The following is a 21,944-nucleotide window of genomic DNA, read 5'->3' on the forward strand; positions in this document are numbered from 1 at the left end:
CCCGGCGGGCGGGGTCGGCTCCCGCGGATGCGCTTTTGTAGGAGTCTACGGAAAGCCGCCCCCGGCCCCCGGGCGATTTCGGGTCTTCGACCGCTGACCGGGGCCACCGGACCTGCTGTGTACTCCTCGCACAGGTATCCGGACAGTGGAGGCTCCCCGATGGTCGTTCCGACCTCACCCGCGCGCAGCCCGCAGGACCTCGACGAGGTGATCACCGGCGGGATCGGCGACAGCCCGCCGCGGCCGGACGGCACGCTCAAGGTGCGCGGGGAGTTCGCCTACTCCTCCGACCTGTGGGCGCGGGACATGTTGTGGGGCGCGACGCTGCGCAGCCCGCACCCCTACGCGCGGATCGTCTCGATCGACATCGGCCCGGCGCTCGCGCATCCGGGCGTGTACGCGGTGCTGACCCACGAGGACGTGCCCGGCGAGAACGTCTACGGCCTCAAGGTCGCCGACACGCCGGCGCTCGCCGAGGACGTCGTGCGCTACGAGGGCGAGCCGATCGCGCTGGTGGCCGCCGACCACCCGGAGACGGCGCGGCGCGCGCTGCGGGCGATCGTGGTCGACTACGAGGTGTTCGAGCCGATCACCGACCCGGAACGGGCCGCGCACGACGACACGTTGCCCCACCTGCATCCCGGTGGCAACGTGGTGCGCCACCAGCCGATCACCCGGGGCGACCCGAACGCCCGAGCCGACGTCGTGGTGTCGGACGTGTACACCGTGGGCATGCAGGACCAGGCGTTCCTCGGGCCCGAATCCGGCCTCGCCGTCCCGGACGAGGACGGCGGCGTCGACCTGTTCCTGGCCACGCAGTGGCTGCACGTGGACCAGCGGCAGACCGCGCGGGCGCTCGGACTCCCGTTGGAGAAGGTGCGCTTCACCATGTCCGGGGTCGGCGGCGCCTTCGGGGGCCGCGAGGACCTGTCCATGCAGATCCACTGCTGCATGTTGGCACTGCGCACCGGCCGCCCGGTGAAGATGGTCTACAACCGCGAGGAGTCCTTCTTCGGCCACGTGCACCGGCACCCGGCGAAGATGTACTACGAGCACGGCGCGACCAGGGACGGCAGACTCGTCTACGTCAAGGCCCGGATGTACTTCGACGGCGGCGCGTACGCCTCCAAGACCCCGGTCGTGGTCGGCAACGCCACCTCGCTCGGCGTGGGACCGTACGAGGTGCCCAACGTCGCGATCGAGGCGTGGGGCCTGTACACCAACAACCCGCCGTGCGGCGCGATGCGCGGACTGGGCGCGGTACAGCCCGCCTTCGCCTACGAGTCGCAGATGGACAGGCTCGCGGACGCGTTGGGCATGGACCCGGTGCGGCTGCGCCGGATCAACGCCGTCGCCGAGGGCTCGACCACGCACACCGGGCAGGTGCTGGACTACCCGGCGCCGGTCGCCGAGTTGTTGGAACGCCTGGAACGCCTCCCCCTGCCGCCGGAGCACCGGGCCGGGCCGGTGGACGTGCGGGAGTTGCCGGGCGGCGGATCCAACACCACGCACGGCGAGGGCGTCGTGCGCGGCGTCGGCTACGGCGTGATCATCAAGAACATCTCCTACGCGGAGGGCGCCGACGACTACTCCACGGCGCGGGTGCGGTTGGAGGTCGTCGGCGGCGCCCCGATCGCGATGGTGCACACCGCGGCGGCCGAGGTCGGCCAGGGCCTGGTCACCGTGCAGCAGCAGATCGCACGCAGCGAACTCGGGGTGGAGCGGGTGAACATCCACCCGAACGACACCGACGTCGGTGACGCGGGCTCGAGTTCGGCGTCCCGGCAGACCTACCTCACCGGCGGCGCGGTCCGTGACGCGTGTCGGGCGGTGCGCGAGACGCTCTTCGCGCGCGTCGCCCGGCGGTTCGGCGAGGACCCCGCCGACCTGTCGCTGAGCGGCGGCAAGGTCGTCTCCGCGACGGCCGGTGTGCTCGCCGATCTCGTCGACGTGCTCGGCGACGACGCGATCGAGGAGACCCGGGAGTACCACCATCGGCCGACCTGGGCGATGGACCCGGTGAGCGGGCAGAGTCCACGCGTGCATGTGCAACACGCCTTCTCCGCACACCGGGCGGTGGTGGACGTGGACACCGAACTGGGCCTGGTCAAGGTCGTGCGACTGGACTGCGCGCAGGACGTCGGCAGGGCGGTCAACCCGGACGCCGTCGTCGGGCAGATCCACGGCGGCTCCGCGCAGGGCCTGGGTCTCGCGGTGATGGAGGAGATCCGGGTGCGGGACGGCCGGGTGCGCAATCCCTCGTTCACCGACTATCTGATCCCGACCATCGTGGACATGCCGCCGATGACGGTGGACGTGATCGAGCGGGCCGACCCGCACGCGCCCTATGGGGTGCGCGGTGTCGGTGAGCCGCCGACGATCTCCGCCACCCCGGCGATCGTGAACGCCATCCGCGACGCGACGGGACTGAATCTCACGCACATCCCGGTCGGCCCGGAGCACATCTGCCGCATCGAGCCGTGACGACCGCGCCGAGACGGCGCGTCCCCGCGCCCTCGACGCACCCTCGATTCCCCGAACCCACGAATGGAGTCACCGTGACCGCGCATGCCCGGGAAACACCCGTCCGAGAGCTCGAACGCGCCTGGATGGACGAGGCGATCAGGGTCGCCACCACCAGCGTGAGCGATGGCGGCGGTCCGTTCGGCGCGCTCGTCGCCAAGGCCGACAAGGTGATCGCGATCGGACACAACCGGGTCACCGCGACGCTGGACCCGACCGCCCACGCCGAGGTGAGCGCGATGCGGGCCGCCTGCCGGGAGTTGCGCACCTTCTCGCTGGAGGGCTGTGTCCTGGTCACCTCGTGCGAGCCGTGTCCGATGTGCCTGTCCTCCGCGCTGTGGGCGCGTGTCGACCGGATCGTCTACTCCGCCGACCGGCACGACGCCGCGGTGGCCGGTTTCGACGACCGCAAGTTCCACGACCTGTTCGAGAAGAAGCCGAGGTCGATGTGGCCGACGCGGGTCGAGCGGTTGGAACTGCCCGACCGCACCGCGCCGTTCGACGCGTGGCTGGCCAAACCCGACCGCGTCGACTACTGACCCGGCGGCCGCCGCGGCTCGGAGCGGCGATACCCGGGGTCGCGTCGGCACCCCGCCGTGGCGGGGTGCCGACGCGGACGGGGATCCGGGGGTCAACGTGTCCAGGCCTGGTTCCAGGTGCCGTGGCAGGCGTAGAGGCGGATCGCCGCGCCGTCGCCGGAGTTGTTGTTCCAGATGTCGGCGCACATGTTGGCGGTCTTCGTGTAGAGCGTGTTGTTGCGCAGCGCGAACTGCTGGGCGGGATTGCCGCTGCAGTAGGCGAGTTGCACGACGGTGCCGGACGCGGTGCCGCCCCAGGCCGCGTCCATGCACAGGCCCTTGGTGCGGATCGTGCCGTCGGAGCGGATGTCCCACTTCTGGTTCACGTCGCCGTTGCACGACCACAGGATCAGTGGCGTGCCGTCGGAACCCGCCGAGCCGCTCAGGCACTTCCCTGAGGCCGGGTTGCGCAGGGGGCTGCCGGGGGCGTCGTTCTTCGGCGGCGGCATTAGCGGCCCCGGGCCGCCGACCATGGGTTTGGGCGCCTCGCTCCGCGGTTCCTGCCTGGCCGGCGTCTGCTTGGGCGCGGGCGGCGCGGCGGGGCGCTGCGTCGTGGGCGGCGGATCGGCGGCGGGCGGGGTCGTCGCCGCGGCGCCGGCCTGGCCGGGCGCGCCCGGTGCGCCCGGCGATCCGTCGGCTCCGGGCAGACCGTTCGCCCCGGGCAGTCCGTCCGCCCCGGGGGCTCCCGGTGCCCCGGGCGCTCCGGGTGATCCCGGCAGGCCGTTCGCCCCGTTCGCCCCGGGTGTGCCGCCCTTGCCGGGCGCGCCGGTCTTGGCGCCGACGGCCGAGACCGTGCGGTTGTGGGTCGCCGTGTCGCCGCTCGCGCTGCTCTGGGCCAGGGTCACCGCCAGCGTGCTGACGGTGACGATGCCGGCGGCGGAGGCGAGGGAGATCCACACCCGCCGCCCGGGCAGGAGGCCGCGCGCGGGACGGGGCGGCCGGCGGGCGTACGCCTGCGCGAACGACGGCGCGGCCCCGGCCGCCGCCGAGGGCGCCGACGAACTGCCCGGCGGGGCAGGGGTGTTGGGTTCATTGGGTTCGGACACGAAGTACTCCTCTATCAGCCACGGCCATCGGCCACAAGCCATGCGTCGGCACCGGGATCGGCCGACGGAACCCGGTCAATCGGAGCCCACCAACCGCGGCAGATCCATGTCGTCCAGGACCATCAACTGCCGCGCGTCCGGAGCGTCGAGATCGGCCATCCGCATTGCCTGACGTTCCGTCATCTGCTGGAACACCTGCCGCGCGGTCCGGCCGTTGCCGAACTGCGCGCCACGCGGCATCGCGGTGAACAGCTCGCCGAGCGCCTTGCGCGCGGCGGTGCTCAGTTCGTAGCGGTGCAGGCCCGCGTGGTGTTCGACGATGCGCACCAGGTCGTCGGCGGAGTAGTCGTCGAACAGCAGGCTGCGGGTGAAGCGGGAGGACAGACCCGGGTTCGACGCGATGAACCGCTCCATCTCGTCCGGGTATCCGGCGACGATCACCACGACCTCGTCCCGGTGGTCCTCCATGAGTTTGACGAGGGTCGCGACGGCCTCGCCGCCGAAGTCGTTCGCCACGCCGGCGGGTACGAGGGCGTACGCCTCGTCGATGAACAACACGCCGCCCCGGGCCCGATTGAACGACTCGGTCGTCTTCGGGCCGGTGTGTCCGACGTATTCGCCGACCAGGGCGCTGCGGTCGACCTCGACGAGGTGGCCGCGCTCCAGCAGCCCGAGGGCCTTGAGCAGTCGGCCGTACAGGCGGGCGATGGTGGTCTTGCCGGTGCCGGGGTTGCCCGCGAAGACCAGGTGGCGGCTGAGCGGCGGCGCGGGCAGACCGGCCTCCTGGCGCATGCGGACCGTCTGCATCAGCTTGACCATGCCGCCGACGTCGCGCTTGACGCCGCCGAGGCCGACGAGTTCGTCGAGTTCGGCGAGCAGGTCGTCCAGGGTCTCCGGCGGCGGCGGTGCCTCGCCGAGTTCGGCCAGGTCGACCACCGCCGGCGCGGCGGGGGCGGGGCCCGCGCCGCCCGGGGCGACCCCGCCGACCGGGGCCGGTGTCGTGGGCCGGGGCGGCGCGCCCGGGGCGCCCGGCGACGACTCGGGCAGGGTCGAGGTCTCGACCCGGACGGACACGCAGTCCTCGAACACCGGGCGGGCGCCGTCGGAGTGGCCGACGTCGCGCGCGCAGTCGAAGATTCGGCAGCCGACGAACCTCGGCTCGGCGTCGCGGCCGATGTGCAGCGCGGGGTAGGCGCACGCCGACAGGTCGCTGTGTTCGATCAGGCCGCCCGCGCCGTCGCCGAACAGGATGCCGTTCTTGCCGGTCCCGTCCACCCGGATGCCGCGCACGGTCGGTGTCGTGTCGCGCCCGAGCACCAGGCCGCTGCCGGCGACGGCGAAGATGCCGCCGCCGTCCATGCGCAGCCGGGCACCGGACTCGACGCTGACCCCGGCGCTGCCGCTCTCGGCGATCCGGGTCGCGTACAGCGTGGCGACCGCGTCCGCCCCGATCTCGACGCCGGTGCGGCGGGATCGGCTCACCACACACTCGCGCAGTTCGGATTCGCCGGCCGAGCGCAGCCGAACCCCCGTCTCGCCACCCTCGATCCGGGAGGCGACCATGGTCAGCCCGGCCGCGTCGGCCACATGCACCCCGCACATGCCGGCGTCGGTGACGGTGAGGTCGGCGATCTTCGCCTCGGCGTACGCGACCACCGCGAGACCGTGTTCGTCGCTGCGGTCGAGTCGGCAACCGCCGATGCGGGCGCGGGAGTTCTCGCCGAGATGGACCGCGGTGAAGCCGGAGCGGGCGATCAGCGACGCGGTCATCGTCACCTCGGAGACGCCGAGCGCGACGACGCCGTTGCCGGCCGGGGCCTCGATCCGGCAGCCGTCCGCGCTCAGGTGCGCCGCACCGCCCGTGGCGATCGCGCTGGCCCCGGCGTCGGTGATCCGGCAGTCGTTCAGGTGTACGCGGGCCTCGTGGTCGGCCTGCACGCCGCTGCGGCCCGCCGCGCGGATCCGGCAGTCGAGCAGGCGCAGTTCGCCCCGGTCCTCGACCAGGGTGCCGTTGCGGCCGGCGCGGTCGAGGGTGGTGTCCAGGGCGAACAGCCGGGCGTCGCCGCGTATCCGCAGCGCCGAGCCGGAGGTGTCGCGCACCCGCAACCGGTCGGCGATCAGCACCGCGTGGTCCGACAGTGCCACGCCGATGCCGTCGATCGTCTCCAGGAGCGTGTCCTCGACGCGGGCCCGGGCATCGCCCGCCAGGACCAGCGCGCCGTGCCGGGCCCCGCGCAGCCGGCCGCGACGGATCACCAGGACGCCGCCGCCGGTCGGATCGCCGAGATCGGCCTCCAGGGTGTCGGCGAACCCGAGCGCGGCGTTGTGCGCGGCGCCGGCCGCGCTCGTCGAGCCGACCACCTCCACCCGGCCCTGCTCGAGTTCGCACCCGTCCAGGGTCAGGCCCGCCGCGTCCTCGACCCGCACCACCGGCTCCGCCGGGTCGGCGCCGCGCAGCACGAGGCCGCGGACCACGCAGTCGGGGGCGGCCGCGGTCAGCGCGACGCCGCCGGGCGCGCGCAGCACGACCGTGCCCGCGCCGTGCTCCGCGCGCAGCACCACACGCCGCTCCAGGCGCAGCGTCTCCGGGTACTCGCCGGGGGCGATCAGGATCTCGGCGCCGGCGGGCGCGGCGGCGAGCGCCGCCGCGATGGTGCGCCGGCTCCGGCGGCCCCCGGGGTCGACGTGGATTGCCGTAGTGCTCATCCGCTACCCGTTCCCGATCCCGGCAGGAGGTTGTCGGACGACGTCCCGTCCGGTACATGGCCGATCCAGCGCACGGTCGCGGGGCTGACCACCAGCAGGCCGAAGAGTTTCTCGACCATCTTGCCCAGTCCGCCGATGACGAAGATGTCCATCGGACCCTGGCGGTGGATCAACCGGCTACCCATCGAGTGCTGGATCAGCGCTCGTAGCGCGCCCACGGAGACGGTGCCGAGGACCCCGCCGACCGAGGAGGCCAGACCCGCCAACGCGGCGTCGCCGCCGGTGAGTTTGATGATCGCGCCGTCGGCGCCGCGGACCCCGAAGATCGCCGACTGCGCCGCGCCGCTGACGAACCCGGCCACCGAGCCGGTACCCAGGCCCAGGGCGAACTCGTAGGTGCCCCCGCGCCAGCGCACCGGGCGCTCGTTCGCTCCCCACTCGGTGTTGTGACTGTCGTCGTTGGGCCGCCAACTCCCGGGCATCCCATAGTCGATGTTCGACCAGTACACCTTCCAGCCGCCCCGGTCGGCGGCCAGGTGCGCGGCCGCGACGGTGCCCTTGGTCATCGAGCTCAACGCGGCGCCGAACGCGGCGCGGCCGACGTCGACCATGCTCAACCCGCCGCCGGAGAGCACCCGGACCATGGAGAGCACCACGAGGTTCACGGTGAAGTCGAGCAGGAACTCGTGGGTCATGTCGATGCCGATGGACTGGATCGCCCTGAGCATGAAGGGCTCCGGCACCACCTCGCCGTCCCTGGACGGGCCGTAGCCCCAGCGGTTCGGCTCGCGGAACGTGCGGTTCAGGGCGCGGTATTCGTTGGCGAGACCGGTGAAGTGGGTCTCGCGGCCGATGATGAGACCGCCGTCGGCGTTGTACTCGTGGATGTAGCCGGGGATCGTGCGCTCGTTGATGACGGTGATGCCGTCGATGTCGTAGCGCCGGGCGTGCTTGTTGAAGTTGTTGATCTCCAGGAACGTGTCGTCCGCGAGTTTGATCTTCGCCTGCGCGATGATGCCCTGGTCGGACTCCTGCCACAGGTGCCGGTTGAACTGCGTCGTGGGGGTGGGGCGGAAGTCGCGGACCCGGAACGGGCTGTCGGTGAAGAAGTCCCGGAAGGCGTTGGTGTACTTGCGCGCCGGGATCTCCTGGACGACCTGATGGTCCAGACTGGTGATCCGATCGGACCACCGGGCGCCCTTCTCCCAGCCGGGGAGCGGGTTGCCGTTCCGGTCGAACCAGTGCCGGACCCGATCGCCCACCCCGTCGCCGAAGTGCATCACGTTGTTGTTCGCGTCCAGCTTGTTCCAGTGCCACACCGTGTTGCCCGCGCCGTCGACGCCGCGCCAACCCTGGACGCTCAGGCCCTCGCCGAGTTGTCGGTGGTCGCGGATGAGGTTGCCGCCCGCGTCGAAGTCCTGGAACGACTCGCGGTCGAAGTGCCACGGCGTGATCTGCCGTTCGAACGCGGTGATGCGCTTGCCGCCGATGGTGGGATCGAGCGCGTCGTGCCACCGGAACTCGCGCGAGTTGCGTCCCATGGTGCCGATGATGTCGACGCGTCCCACCCCGTCGGGCGCGGGGAAGGCGTCCATGCGGGCGACGACCACGCCGTGGTGGTCGTACCGGATCCAGTTCCCGGCGTGGGTGTCGATCAGGCCGCGGGTGTTGGGCCCCGTGCCGCCGGCGGCGCCGGGGGTGGGCCTGGGCCGGTAGTCGATGAACGTGCCGTCGGAGAGGCCGGTGCGCACGACCCGCCACTCCTTGGTGCCGGGGGAATACCAGTCGCCGTCTTCCACGTCGTCGGTGACCCGGTCCTGCCAGGTGATCTGCCGATCACCCGTGCCCGGGGTGACGGCGAAGTCGCCCTCGTGGAAGGTGCGGTGGCCGTGCAGGCCGTCGACGCCCTCGGTCCACGGCAGGTAGCCGGGGCGGTGCGCCACCTGTGCTCCGGCGACGTCGGGCAGCCGGACGTCACCGACGGTGAGGGTGCTGCCGTTGTGCAGGGGCCGCACCTCGCGGACGATGTCGCCGGTGTGCGCGACGTCGATGACCGTCTTGTTGTTGGAGATGAACTGTACGCCGTGCCCCTCGGGACCGCCGCCCGCCGGCTCCTGCTTCCAGGTGCCCACGCGCAGCCGGTTGTCCTGGGCCAGCCACGGGTGCCGGGTCAGGTCGGCGACGCGGAACTCGCCGCTGAACAGGTTGCGGAAGAACACGGGGGGCCGCTGCTCGGCGAAACGTTCGAACTTGAGGAAGTCGCCGTTGTGCAGGGTCTTGCCGAGCCCGTTGATGTTGCCGTCGGCGTGCCGGGAGACCCAGTCGCGCGAGGGGACACCGTCCGGTCCCAGTTCGAGCTGGTGGTAGCGGCGCACGTCGTGCAGGCCGAATTGGAAGCGGCTGAACTTCTTCTGGGCGGTGACGATCTCGTTGGTGATCGGGTGGCGCATGGTGTCGGTCCAGCCGCGCCCGAGGCCGGAGTCCCAGTGCCGGTCGCCGGACGCGATGGCCCGGAAGTCGGCGTCGAACCGCACCCACCTGGTGTCGGCGGCGAACCCCTGGGTCGCCGGCAGGTGGCGCAGATCGGCCAGCACGTGCCCGCCGTCCGCGCTGAGCTGGAAGTGCCGGATCCGCACGTCGAAGCCGAACACGCTCTTGACGTCGAACCAGCTGCGGGTGCTCTCGCCCCAGTGCCGGGTGCCGTCGTGCACGAGGTTGCCGTCGATGTCGAACTCGGCCCACCGACCCCGCTGATTGACCAGACTGAACGTGCCAAGGGAGGCGGACGAGTGGTGGGCGTCGAGGATGCCGCCCTCGGGCAGGATACGACGTTCGAACACGGTGACCTTGAGGTGGCTGATCAGGTGCACGTGGCCGGCGTCCGCCCCCTTCGTGTCCACCACGCCGCCTTCGAACCACTTCGGTCGGCCCGGCGTGGGGACATGGACACCGTGGGCGTCGGTGCGTATCAGCGACCACGTGGCCTCGCCGCCGCCCGCCGGGTACGTGACCTCGAAGTGCCGGTTCGGGTCGATGCCGCCCCGGGCGCCGACCACGTCGATGCGCTGGAACTCCAGGCGTCCGCCCGGGTCGAACCGCTGGAACTCGCCGGCGCGCGCGCCGACACCGCCGATCCGGTATCCGCCGCCGGGCTCCGGGGTCGCGCGCAGGCCCGGGAGGTGGTCGAGATGGCCGCTCAGGACCCGCAGGTCGCCCGGTGTGGTGCTGAGGAACCGGGTGTGCAGGGGGTCGCCGATGCGGGCGTCGGACAGCCCGATCATGTCGAACCGGTGGACCCCCGCGCCGTCGTCCACCCGGAACACGGTGATGCCGCCTTCCTCGGTCACCGGGCGCGTGGTCACGTGGAAGTCGAGGCGGCCGTTCGGGCCGAACAGACGGAACTCGCCGTCGGCGCCGCCGACCCGGAACCCGCCGCCGGGGCGGATGTGCACGGTGGTGTTCGCGATGCCGGCGAGCGTGTCGTCGACCAGCGTGTGTGCCCCGCCGGGGTGTACCCGGACGAGTTGCGACAGGTCGACGCCGTCCACGCCGGTCAGGCGCAAAACCTGGAACTCGAACGCGCCGCCGGCGGAGAACCCCCGGACCATGCCGGTGTCCCCGTGGACGACCCGGAGCGTGCCGTCGGGGCGGGCGACCACCGAGAATCCGAGGTTGTGGCCATCGGCGCCCTTGAGCACGGGCAGCGGGCCGGGCGCCGCCTCCCCGGCGACCGGGGCCGGGGTGAAGACGAACTCGTGTGTCGCGGCGCCGTCGGCCCCGCGCAGGCCGACCACGTCGTAGCGGTGTGCGCCGCGCATGTCGACGACGACGTGGCCGGTGCCGTCGCCGATCCGGAATCCGCTCCCCGTCGTCGCCCCCTCCCGCCGGAACCCCTCGGTGATGATCCCCGGTTGGCGTACGACGTGTGCGTCGGGGACCGCGGCGAGGTGCCCGTCGACGAGCGTGTCGGTGCCGCGTTCGATGCGCACGAACCGGCCGTCGAACGGGCCGCCGCTCAGGTGCTTCGCGTCGTAGCGGTGCGCGCCGTCGAGACCGTGTGCGGTGAACGACCCGTCGGGGTCGGTGAGGCGCAACTCGTCGCCGGCCCGGGTGACGGTGAGGTTCGTGTCGGGTACGCCGTTCAGGTCGCTCGGGTGCGGCACGGGGACGTCGGGGGTGCCCACCGGGGTGTGCACGAACCGTCCGGCCTCGGGACCGCCGGTCAGCGTGAGCGTGTTGTGGGTGTGCGCCCCGACGTTGTTCACGACGATCTTGCCGCCGGGGTGATCCACCAGGTATCCGCCGCCGTGTTGGGGGGTGACGGTGGCGCCCGGCACGATCCGGCCGTCGCCGTGCACCAGTTGCGGCGCTCCGCCGGCGGCGTCGGGCAGTCGGATGAAGCCGCCGGGCGCGCCGCCGCCGGTCAGCGGCAGCGCGTCGTGCGAGAACGCCCCTCCCGGGGTGTACACCCGCACCACATGGGGCTGCCCGCTCGTGCCGGTGACGTGGAAGGTGTGGTCGACGGTGCCCACGTGAGCGGTCGTGGACGGTGTGCCGTCGTCCGCGCGCAGGTGCGGCAGCCGGCCCTGGCCGCCGATCGGGGTGAACACGTGCAGGCCCGTGCCGGTGCCGCCGGGGGTGGTGAGGGTCACCACGTCGTGGGCGCGGGCACCGCCGGCGTCGACGTGGAACCGGCCGCCGGGGTGCTCGATCCGGAACTCGTTGCCGATCTGGCGGATGACGTTCGTGTCGGGCACCGGCCTGCCGTCGGCGTGGGCGATCTGCGGTGTGCCGACGTGCGGCGAGCGGATGTGGCCGCCGGCCAGGCCCAGTCGGTCGATGCCGGTCAGCGTCAGCGAGTTGTGCGAGAACCGGCCGTCGGCGCCGAAGACCCGTACGGTCGGGCCGGTGCCGGTCGGGACGACGTGGAGCATGCCGCCCGCGTGTTCCGGCACGGACACGACGCCGAGTGTCCGGGTGGCGTCGGGGCCGACGAGGGTGCGGCCGCCGACGCCGTCCGGGGTCAGTACGTGCAGCGCCAGGGGGTGGCCGTCGGAGCCGATCAGGCGCAGGCCGGTGCCCGACGGGGCACCGGTCGCCGGATCGTAGAGCCGGAAACCCCCGGGTGAGGGCACCACGATGCCCGCGTCGTTGAACCGCACGGGCGGTCCGCCCGCGTTCAGGATGTTGCCCTCGTCGTCGAAGTGGGTGACGCCGAGGGTGCGGTTGTCCGGATCGACATGGATCGCGACCAGGGTGTCGCCGTGTTCACCGCCCGTGAGGGTGATGCGCCGCTCGATGCGGTCGAGCCGCCCGCTCTCGCCCGACACGTCGAAGTCCCAGCGGCGCACCTCGACGTTCGGCACGACCTGCCGCTCGACCCGCACGATGTCGTTCCCGGACGGGCCGGTCACGCGCGTGGGGGTCGGGTGTGCCGCGTCCGCGCCGCCGGTGATCCGGATGCCGTCGATGCCGCCGCCGTCGCCGACGCGGTATTCGAGGCGGGCGCCGGACAGCCCGGGGATGTCGACGACACGCTGCCCGGGGCCGGCGACGGTCGGCACGGTCGACCCGGTGGTGGTGACGTGCGGGAGCTGCGGGGCGGGCAGCGTGGTCAGTTCGACGGCCTGCCCGGGGACGGGGCCGGTCACGTGGGTGTCGATGATCTGGTCGTCGAGGAGGCGATGGTTGTTCGCCGCGCTCAGCTCGTAGTCCCAGCGTTGGGTGCCGCCGTCCCCGAGGTGGCGCTCGATCCGCAGCACCTCCCGGTCGCCGACGGTGATGTGGTTCGCGGAGAGGTCGGTGCGACCGCCGGGCTCGATGTGGATGTCGACGGTGCGGCCGGCCTGCGTGCTCGGCAGGACCCGCACCTCGATGCCGTTCAGGCCGGGGATGGTGCGGAACGTGTGCGCGAAGTCGTAGCTCACGCCCTGCATCATGAACACGTTCAGGTTGTGGGTCGCCCCGTTCGCCGGGACGAAGTGCGCGCCGCCGGTGAGGCCGCCGGACACGGTCGGCACACCCGGCAGGCCGCCCGGAGTGGTGTGGACCACCGGGCCCGACGCCGGGCCGCCGAGGACCACCCGGCTGCCGTTGAGGTCGATGTGCGTGCCGGTGCCGCCCAGGCCCTGGACACCCTTGACGTCGACCCCGCTCGCGCCGGGCCCGACCAGTGCGGTCTCGCCGTCGGCGCCGGTACGCAACCCGCCGAGGTGGGACGAGTTCACGTCGGCCACGTGGATCGGCGCGCCGGTGTGGGCGGTCGCCGGCTGGGCGATCGCGGGCAGGCCGCCGACGTTGGGCGTCGCGACGTGTCCGAGGGCGCCGACGCCGGTCACCGAGGGGACCGTGACGTGGCCGGTGTTCGGTATCGCGCCGACGTTCGGAGTCTGGATGTGGCCGGTGAGCGGGAGGGCGCCGACCCCGGACACATTGACGTGCGGCAGGGCCGGCGTGGTGACGTCCGGCATCGCGATGTGGCCCGGTTGCGGGAGGGCGACGGTGCCGAGGCCGTCGAGTCCGGTGTGCGTGTTCGTCCCGGGCGTGGGCAGGTCGTGCACCAGCGCGCTCGAAGCGGGCAGGCCCAGTTGGATCTTGCCGGCCACGCCGGCGCCGACGGTGTCCAGGTTGGGGATGCTGACGTGTCCGAGCGCGGGCGGCAGCGCGTGCACGCCGGTGACGCCGAGGCCGGTGATCCCCTGCGGGATCGAGAAGTTGCCGGAGAGGTGGGTCAGGCCCAACCCGGTGAACGAGAACGAGGGGATGTCGGCGATTCGGGCGCCGACTCCGGGAAGGTGCGCGAGCGCGTTCAGGCCGCCCGCGTCGTTGATGAAGGTGCCCAGGCCGGGGAGGTTTCCGGCGTGGAAACCGGTGCCGAACGTGTTCAGGGACGGCAGGTTGATCACGTCGAAGTGACCGAAGCCGTTGGTGAACTTCGCGGACAGCGGCGGCATGTCGAACGCGCCGCCGAGCGGACCCGTGTGCACCGAGTCGAACGAGCCCAGGTGCACGTTGGGCAGCTTGACCAGATCGCCGCCGTGCCCGAAGGCGTTGAACCCGGCGTTGGCGCCGGCGGAGATCTTGGAGCCCGCACCGATGAACTTGCCGTCGAGGAAGGCCCCGTAGCGGTACATGCCGAACACGCCGCGGTCGATGAAGCCGATCCGGAAGGCGAGCCCGAGGCCGTTGGGCATCTCGTCGACCGCCACCGGCAGGAACAGCCGCAGACCCTTGAAGCCGCTCAGACCGTGCGCGATGGAGGTGCCCAGATTCTTGAACGTGTTGAGCGTGGTCGCCACCGCCCGCAGGCCGAAGAACGTCTTGGCCCCGGCCAGATTGATCACGGTGAGTTCGGCGGCGAGCGGGAAGAACTTGAGACCGCCGCCCAGTTTCGCGAAACCGGGCCCCATGGTCAGCAGCGGACCCAGCTTGAGTCCCTGCGCGCCGCCCTTGATCCACGCGCCCGCCGCGGCCACCGCGTCGTCGATGCCCAACCCGACCCGGCCGAACAGGCCGAACGAGTTGGCGCCGCCGCCGAAGAAGTTCTTGGTGCCGGTGATCCCGCGTCCGCCGATGCCCTTGATGCCGCTCCACAGCTGACCCAGGTGCAGGCCCTTGGTCGTGGGCGCGATCATGCCCAGGATGCCCAACACGAGCTGGGTGACGCTCGCCTTGCCGTGCGCGAAGTCGATCGCGGTCTTGATCAGGAGCGCGACGTTGAGGGCGATGCTGAGCAGCGCCAGCGGCCCGCCGATGAAGATCGCGGGAATGGCCAGGATCAACGCGATCCAGCCGAGCGCCTTCCAGAACTCCTCGCACTCGTCCACGGGGGAGGCGATGGACTGGCCGGCGGCCATGATCTTGCGCGCGGCGGTGTCGGCCGCGGTCGACAGGATCGACTTGGCGTCCTCCGCGGTGGTCTTGTGCGCGGCCCGCCCCTCCTTGTCGTCCTCCGACAGCGCGGCGGCGGCGGACAACGCGGTGTCCGCGCGGTGTTGCTCGTGACGCATGACGCCGACGTAGGCGGTCAGCGCGGCGCGCACGTCCTCGTGGGCCTTCTTGAACGTGGAGATGTAGTTGCGCAGATTCCCGTCGATGACGCCGCGCAGCGCCTCGGCGGTCTTGCCGACGAAGATCACGCTGGAGGTGTTCTTGACCTCGGTCAGACCGCTGTCGATGGTCTTGGCGAGTTCGACGAACGTCAGTTCCGCGGCGATCACGCGGTCGATGCGATCGGCGTCGCCGGGAGTCGGATCGTTGTCGAGGCCGAGCGCACTCCAGTCCCCGGGACGAGCCATCGAAGCGCCTCTCGCTCGATTCGTGCAACCACGGCGCTCTTTTGTACGCGCCATTGGTTCGCCGGGTTCATTCTTCCTCGCGACAATCTCGGTTGAACCCTCGATGGTTGCGACGCGTACAGAAATGGGAGCGGTTCGCGGCGCGGGCACGCACCACGCGAGTCGGGCGAGGAACAGGAGGTCCGAATGGCGGATTTCGCCATCGACTACACCAACCTGCACGAGATCAACACCAAGCTCAGAGAACTCGCCAAGCAGGCCGATTCGGGCTCCGGCGGGGCTTTTCGCGAACTGGGCGACGCCGGCGCCGCCGAACGCCGCGCCGCCCTGGGCACCTCCGGCCTCTCGACCTCGTTCAACAGCTTCTTTCACCATTCCAAGTCCCGTACCGCCAAGGCCAAGGAGGGGCTGAACAAGCTCGCCGACAGCTTCAAGGCGGTCTCCGACCTCTTCTTCGACCAGGACTCCAGGATCTCCGGCTCGGCGGGACTGATCACCACCGGACTGGGCATCGACCAATGGCGCAACACCAAGGCCGCGCACGACAAGTGGCTCGCGGACAAGGCCAAGTGGGACGACTACCTGGCCTCGATCGGGGCCACCCAGTACTTCCGCGATCACCCGAACGAGAGCATCCGACACGTATGCCACGATCCGGAGGCGCCCGCGTGGTGTGCCGCCTGGATCGCCAAGGGCGAGGACAGCGCACCCCCCAAGCCCGGCGACGAGCCCCCCAAGCCCAGTGACAAGCCGCCGACTTCGCACCACTACGAGGACGAACACGGCAAGATCGACGTCAGTGTCGAGTTGGACAAGGACAACAACATCGTCAAGGAGACGTCGAAGATCACCAATCCGCAGGGGCAGACCTACGAGACGACCACCACGTACAAGGGTCCCCCGGAATGGGTCGACAACGTACCGGGCGCCGGCAAGGACGGAAGGCCGGGACGGATCGACGTCCGCGACTACTCGATCACCACCACGTTGAGCGACGGCACCAAGAGCACGTCGGACTTCACCATCGACAAGGACGGCAGTGGCACCATGATCAGCCACTCCGGGAAGACGACCGAGCACTACATTCGCGACGGACCCAAGGGCGAGTGGAAGCGCGATCCCAAGTACGCCGACGAGGACGCCGGCAGGGACGGTACCGAAAAGGGCGGGGGCGTGCAGAAGCCGCCGCCCGGAGGCAAGCTCAACTGATCCCCGTCACACCGTCGTTCATGACGACCCATCCGATTCCGCTCCCGAGGAGACGCACCATGGGCGCCAACATCAAACTCACCTACTCCGAGATCACCCGGGTGTCCAACCTCTTGGACAACAGCGTCGAGCACACGCTCGTGCCCCGGATGAAGGAGGCCAAGACCGAGGTCGACAACGTGCTGACCACCAACCTCGTGCTCGTCAAGGCCAGTCCCGCGCTCCAGGCGCAGTACGAGAAGTTCAGCACGGCGCTCCAGGCCGCGACGGAGAGCATCAAGGGCTACGCGCAGCAGTTCCGGCAGATCATGCAGTCGGTCCAGGACATGGACAAGGACATCGCCGACAAGGTCAACTCCTCCCAGTAGCGGCCCGCCCGCGCGTCCCCACCCGACAACCGAACCCTCGGAGGACCCGATGGCCGACATCAAGGTCGACTACGACGAGATCCGCAGCGCCGCCACCAGGATGGGCGCCAAGCTGACCGACATCTCCAAGGAGCTCGGCGACCTGGAGCACCAGGTCGCCACCCTGCTCCACGACGGCCTGGTGTTCGAGAAGGCCAGCCCCGCCCTGCAGGAGGCGTACCAGACCTTCAGCACGCAGATGAAGAACTCGGCGGGCAACATCCAGGCCTACGCCAAGAACTTCACCGACATCGCCGACTCGTTGAGCAGCTCCGACACCAAGCTGATGGGCGACATCAACGCCGCCATCGCGAAGATGAAGGCGGAGGCCGCGGCCCACAAGTAGTCGCCGGGCGGCCCCACTTCGGGTGGGGCGCCGCGCCAGGGCCGGTCGGCACGTCCCGCGATTCGCAGTGGACGCGAACGTGCCGACGGGCCCGGCGCCTCCGGTCAGCCGTCCAGGACCGTCAGCGGCACCTGGACCGCGATCGCCGCGCCCGAGTCGCCCGCGGTCCAGCCCCGGCCCGGGCCGAGCGCCGTGCGCACCTGCTCGGCCGACAGCCGGGCCCCGATCAGGTCCGCCTCGCCGAGCGTCTTGGGCCCGAGCAGCAGGCCGCGCCGCGAGCGCCGGGCCATGCCGACCCAACCCAGCGAACTCATCGACTCGGCCAACCCGGCCAACAGCAGCCCCTGACCGTGGTCCCGGCCGGACGTCGCGATCCGGCGCAACACCGAGTCGGCGGCGCAGGCCAGCATCAGATCGGCGTCGTCCACCACGACCACCACCGGATGCTCGCGCACCGAGGTCAACGCCTCCACCAACACCTCCGGCTCCGGATCGGGGTCGGTGAGCACCTGCGCCAGGCCGTGCGCGGACAACTTGCGCAACTGCGAGTCGCGCGGGGTGAGTACGACCAGCCGGGTGCCGCCCATCAGCAGCGACACACACATCGCGGCCAGTGCCGTGGTGCGCCCGCTGCGCGGTGGACCGGCGACCATGAACGACCCGCCGCCGTCCGCGAAGTCGTAGGTCAGCGGTGCGACCGCGTCGCCGCCCACGCCCAACAACGCGTGGAACGGCTTGCGCAGCGACTGCGGCATCCGGTCGTGCGCCTCCTGGAAGCCGATCAGCGTCGGCATCTCGTCGACCCGGAACGGGCGCCGTGCGTCCGGCACGGTGCTGTCGCGGACGGTCGCCCGTCGACCCAACTCCCGCATCGCCTCGGCCTGGTCGCTCTGGTCGTTCGCCGACGGGTCCTCCCCGTCGACGCCCGCCGCGACCGGCGTCTCGGCGATCGACGGCAACAACGCGATCTGCGCCTCGATCGCCCCCGGCGCGAGCCAACCCCGCCCCGGCGCCACCGCCGCCGGGATGCTGTTGCGGGGCATCCCGATGAGCGTGTAGTCGCCCGGGTCGGTCTGGCGCAGCAGCAGCCGATGGTCGTTGTGCGCGGCCAGGCGTCCGCCCAGCAACAGTCGCTCCGACGTGGCGATCACGTGGATCCCGGCACCCTGGCCCTCGCGCAGGAGTCGGACGACGTCGGCGTACAACCGGCCGCCGTCGTAGTCGTCGAGCATGGTGCTCAGCGCGTCCCAGCCGTCCACCATGAGCACCAGGTGCGCGGGCCGTTGGTCCTTGCCGACCTTGCCCCGGAGTTCGGTGACGTCCGCGCAGTCGTGCCGGGCGATCAGCCGCTGCCGAAGGGTCAGTTCGGCGGTCAGCCGGTTGATCAGCCGCTCCATGCGCTCCGCGTCGTGGCGGGAGACGACCGCGCCGCAGTGCGGAAGCGCCTCCAGCACACTCAGGCCCCCGCCGGCCGCGTCGATCGCGTAGATGTGCAGGTCGGAGCATGGGATGGTGAGCGCCGCCGCGCCCGCGACGGTGCGCAGCACCTGGGTGCGGCCCGAGCGTGGTGCGCCGATGACGTACAGGTGACCGAAGGACGCGAAGTCGATCGCGGCCAGCCGCCGGGCCTGCAACTGCGGGATGTCGAGCAGGGCGTAGGGGACCATCGGCAGTGCGCCGGGCGCCGGCTCCGGGATGGCGGGCAACTCGTCCAGCCGCATGCGGTCGTCCAGCGGCGGCAGCCAGGGGCTGGGCTGCGGCCGGAAGTCGGGCAGCCGGTCCGCGGCCTCGCGCAGCGCGTCCACCAGGGCGCGCAGGTCCGTCGGCAATTCCTCGGACTGCCCGGTCATCGGGTTCTCGTGCGGGTCGAACCGCGACTCGGGTCCGGTGTCCACGTCGGTCTCGGCGTCGGCTTCGGAGAAGTCGAGCGGGCGGCCCAGGCGCTGCCAGCCGACCCGGATGCCGCGTACCGGCCGGGACACGGCGGCCTTGGCCACCGAACTCGGCAGCGCGCCGGGGCGTTCCGCGCCGACGAACGCGGTCTGGAACGGCGTGGGCGGGCCCTCGCCGCGGCGGACCAGGGCCCGTCCCGGGTTGTTCGGCGAGATGCCGGCGGCCTCGATGCCGTCGATGATGTCCTGGCTCTCCGAGCGGTCGGTCACCCGCAGGGCCATCCGCAGGTTGGTGTTGGCCTTGATCTCGTTGCTGACCGAGCCGCCGGGCCGCTGGGTGGCCAGCAGCAGATGCAGCCCCAGCGAACGGCCGCGCTGGGCGAGGCTGATCAAGCCGGGTACGAAGTCCGGCAGTTCCCGGACCAGGGTGGCGAACTCGTCGATCACCAGCAGCAGTCGGGGCAGCGGGGCCAGGCGCGGATCACGCGCGCGCTTGATCCGGTACTCGGTGTGGTCCTTGGCCTCGACCTCGTTCAGGACCGTCTCGCGGCGGCGGAGTTCGGCGTCGAGGGAGGCCAGCGCGCGTTTGACCAGGTGGCCGTCGAGGTCGGTGATCATGCCGAGCGTGTGCGGGAGTTCGGCGCATTCGCGGAACGCGCTGCCGCCCTTGTAGTCGACCAGTACGAAGGTCAGTTCGTCGGGCCGGTTGACCGCGGCCAGCGACGCGATCATCGTCTGGAGCAGTTCCGACTTGCCCGAGCCGGTGGTGCCGCCGATCAGGCCGTGCGGGCCGTCGCGGACCAGGTCCAGGCGCAACACGCCCTCGTACCCGCTGCCCAGGACGAACGAGGTGGACGCCGGGCGGCGCGCCCAGGTCCGGAGCAGCACCTCGGCGTCCGGCGGTTCCTGGCCGATCAGCGGCAACAGCGCGACCTCGGAGGGCAGTCCGGAATCGCTCTCCACGGTGACGTCGAGCACCGGCGCGAGGGCACGCGCGACCTCCTCGCACCAGGCGGGGTCGACCAGATCCGCCCGGATGCCCTTCACCTCCGGCACGTGTGACGCCTTCAGGTCGAGCCGGCCGCCGTTCGCCGTCACCACCGCCGTGCACTCCTCCGGCAGCATGTGTTCGCGCTCCTCCAGGCACAGGCTGAACACCCGCACGGCCGGGCCGTTGCTCAACACGTCGATCATGCCCGGCACATCGCGCAGGCGGCGGGCGCCGTCCAGGATCACCAGCACGTCGGGCTCGCGCTGCAACGTGGGGCCGAGCGCCGACTGCGAGGAGTCCAGGCGGGTCTGCACGTCGGAGATCAACTCGTTGACCCGGTGTGCGGTGCTCTCCGGGTCGGTGCCCAGGGCCACCACCGCGGCGCCGGCCCGGCCGGGCCGCAGGTGCGGCAGCCACCGTACCCACTGCCAGGCGTCGGCGTGTTCGTCCTCGGTCAACACGACGATGCGCACGTCGCGCGGGCTGTGCAGGACGGCGGTCTGGATCACCGCCCAACTCGCGATCCGGCGCGGCAACTCCCCGGAAGCGCCGATCCCGACCACCCCGAAGGCGGTCATCTCGACCCCGAACGGCACGTCCGCGATGCGCCAGTTGACGTTGCGGTAGTGGTTTTCCCGGGCCTGGTCGTCGATGCTCTTGAGGGACGCGCGGGTGAGTGTGCCCAGTCGGATGGTCAGATGGTCGGAGTCGCGCCGCCGGCGCTGCCACAGGGCCAGGCCCGGGCCGGTCGCGGTCAGCAACAACGCCGCGGGGTCGGGGAACGTCGAGTTGCGCAGCCCGCGTTCGTCCACGGTCGCCCGGCGCATCTCGGTTTCGAGGGCCGAGCGGCGGATGCGGTAGACCCGCTTCGCCTCCTGGTAGTCCCGGCGTCCGGTGCGTTTGCCGGAGATCCAGTTGCCGACCGCCATCAGCGGGGTGAAGAACACGAAGATGACGAAGAACAGGCTCCGGAACAGGAACATCATCGCCAGGCCCATCAGGAGCGGGGCGATCATCATCAGGAAGGGGAACGGCCGCTTGCTGTTGTCCGTCGGCGGACCCATCATCCGGATGGACTCGGCGTCCAGGTGCGGGGCGATGCGCGGCGGCCGGTTGTATTCGATGCCGAGGCCGTCCGGGGCCGGGCGGACCGCGGCCTCGGGTTCGTCCGGTGGGCCCGGACGCAGCAGGTGCTCGCCGAGGGACAGGTCGGCGTAGGTCGGCCAGGGCAGCGAGCCGTCGTCGAGTGCCGGCAGCCGGCCGACGGGTGGCGGCGGGGGCACTACGGGTTGTCCGTCCGGGCCCGTCGGCGGGGGCTCCGTCGAGTGCCCGCCGGGGCCGCCCTCCTGCGTGCCGGCGGGCTCCTCGGCGGACAGCGGCGTGCCGGTGATCGGGTCGACGGGCGGGGGCGGGGTGAGGCTGCGCAGGCCGCAGTCGTCCGCGTCGACGTCGTCCGGGAGGGTGACCGTGACGGAGCCGTCCGCGCCGACCGTGATCCAGGTGCCCTGCGCGGGGGCTCCGCCGCCGTCCAGGCGCAACGCGCACGCGCGATCGGTGCCGACCTCGTGCCGGCCGGGGCCGAGTCGCCATACCCGGCCCGCGCCGGGGCCCGAGACGTGCCGGACGGTGACCAGGACCGGATCGGACCCGGGCGGTCGCCACGCGCGGGTCGCGGTCTCGGTCGGCGCGGGACCGCCGAGGCCGATCACCGCGCCGGCGCGGATGCCGCTCGCGCCCACGCGCGCGTCGGGATTGAGCCGCCGATCGCCCAGGAACAGATCGGCGGCGCCCAGCACCGCCCCGAGGTCGGCGACGGTCGCCGAATCGGGCACGTCCAGCAGGTGATCGGAGCGTCGGCCCTGCGGATCGGTGGTGGTGAGAGCGAGATTCACGGGCATGCAACTCTCTCGCGGGGTGGGGGAGGGGGGAGTGGGCCCCGCCCCGCCCCC

Annotated in this window: 9 protein-coding genes; 5 read left to right on the forward strand and 4 right to left on the reverse strand. The window is 71.7% G+C overall.

Translation table 11 applies throughout. The annotated features are described in order from the left end of the window. Window positions 1–159: 159 nt before the first annotated feature. Both pucD and EMA17_RS01570 read left to right on the forward strand, forming a co-directional pair. Entirely contained in the window at window positions 160–2,484 is a 2,325-nt protein-coding gene (gene pucD, locus EMA17_RS01565) for a xanthine dehydrogenase subunit D (protein ID WP_126635019.1), read from the forward strand. Window positions 2,485–2,609: 125 nt separating this feature from the next. Continuing rightward, window positions 2,610–3,062: a nucleoside deaminase gene (locus EMA17_RS01570; protein WP_126635520.1), complete on the forward strand. Its 453-nt coding sequence runs from the start codon at window positions 2,610–2,612 to the stop codon at window positions 3,060–3,062. Between the two features lie 92 nt (window positions 3,063–3,154). Here the strand turns inward: EMA17_RS01570 and EMA17_RS51555 are convergent, their stop codons facing one another. From EMA17_RS51555 to EMA17_RS01590, 3 genes are all read right to left on the reverse strand, one after another. Continuing rightward, window positions 3,155–4,147 carry a ricin-type beta-trefoil lectin domain protein gene (locus tag EMA17_RS51555; protein ID WP_160161268.1) on the reverse strand — a complete coding sequence of 331 codons (993 nt, stop codon included), beginning with the start codon at window positions 4,145–4,147 and terminating at the stop codon, window positions 3,155–3,157. A 75-nt stretch (window positions 4,148–4,222) separates the two neighbouring features. After that, window positions 4,223–6,853, reverse strand: a complete 2,631-nt coding sequence (locus EMA17_RS01585) for a right-handed parallel beta-helix repeat-containing protein (protein WP_126635021.1) — start codon at window positions 6,851–6,853, stop codon at window positions 4,223–4,225. Next, entirely contained in the window at window positions 6,850–15,150 is an 8,301-nt protein-coding gene (locus tag EMA17_RS01590) for an RHS repeat domain-containing protein (RefSeq protein WP_126635022.1), read from the reverse strand. The genes EMA17_RS01585 and EMA17_RS01590 overlap by 4 nt, the downstream gene beginning before the upstream one ends. 186 nt (window positions 15,151–15,336) lie before the next feature. Between EMA17_RS01590 and EMA17_RS01595 the strand changes: the two genes are divergently transcribed. Genes EMA17_RS01595 through EMA17_RS01605 form a run of 3 tightly spaced genes read left to right on the forward strand, consistent with a single transcriptional unit; the run spans window position 15,337 to window position 17,112 of the window. Beyond that, window positions 15,337–16,359, forward strand: a complete 1,023-nt coding sequence (locus EMA17_RS01595) for a serine/arginine repetitive matrix protein 2 (protein ID WP_126635023.1) — start codon at window positions 15,337–15,339, stop codon at window positions 16,357–16,359. A 59-nt stretch (window positions 16,360–16,418) separates the two neighbouring features. Next, the gene (locus EMA17_RS01600) at window positions 16,419–16,727 is read left to right on the forward strand and encodes a hypothetical protein (protein ID WP_078982172.1); all 309 of its coding nucleotides are present in this window, start codon (window positions 16,419–16,421) and stop codon (window positions 16,725–16,727) included. Between the two features lie 49 nt (window positions 16,728–16,776). Next, complete coding sequence (locus EMA17_RS01605) at window positions 16,777–17,112, forward strand: WXG100 family type VII secretion target (RefSeq protein ID WP_126635024.1); 336 nt, start codon at window positions 16,777–16,779, stop codon at window positions 17,110–17,112. A gap of 104 nt (window positions 17,113–17,216) precedes the next feature. On the opposite strand, the gene EMA17_RS01610 is transcribed toward EMA17_RS01605, so the two are convergent. Beyond that, complete coding sequence (locus tag EMA17_RS01610; protein WP_126635025.1) at window positions 17,217–21,893, reverse strand: FtsK/SpoIIIE domain-containing protein; 4,677 nt, start codon at window positions 21,891–21,893, stop codon at window positions 17,217–17,219. Window positions 21,894–21,944: the final 51 nt, after the last annotated feature.

The sequence above is a fragment of the Embleya hyalina genome, from assembly GCF_003967355.1.
GTDB lineage: Bacteria > Actinomycetota > Actinomycetes > Streptomycetales > Streptomycetaceae > Embleya > Embleya hyalina.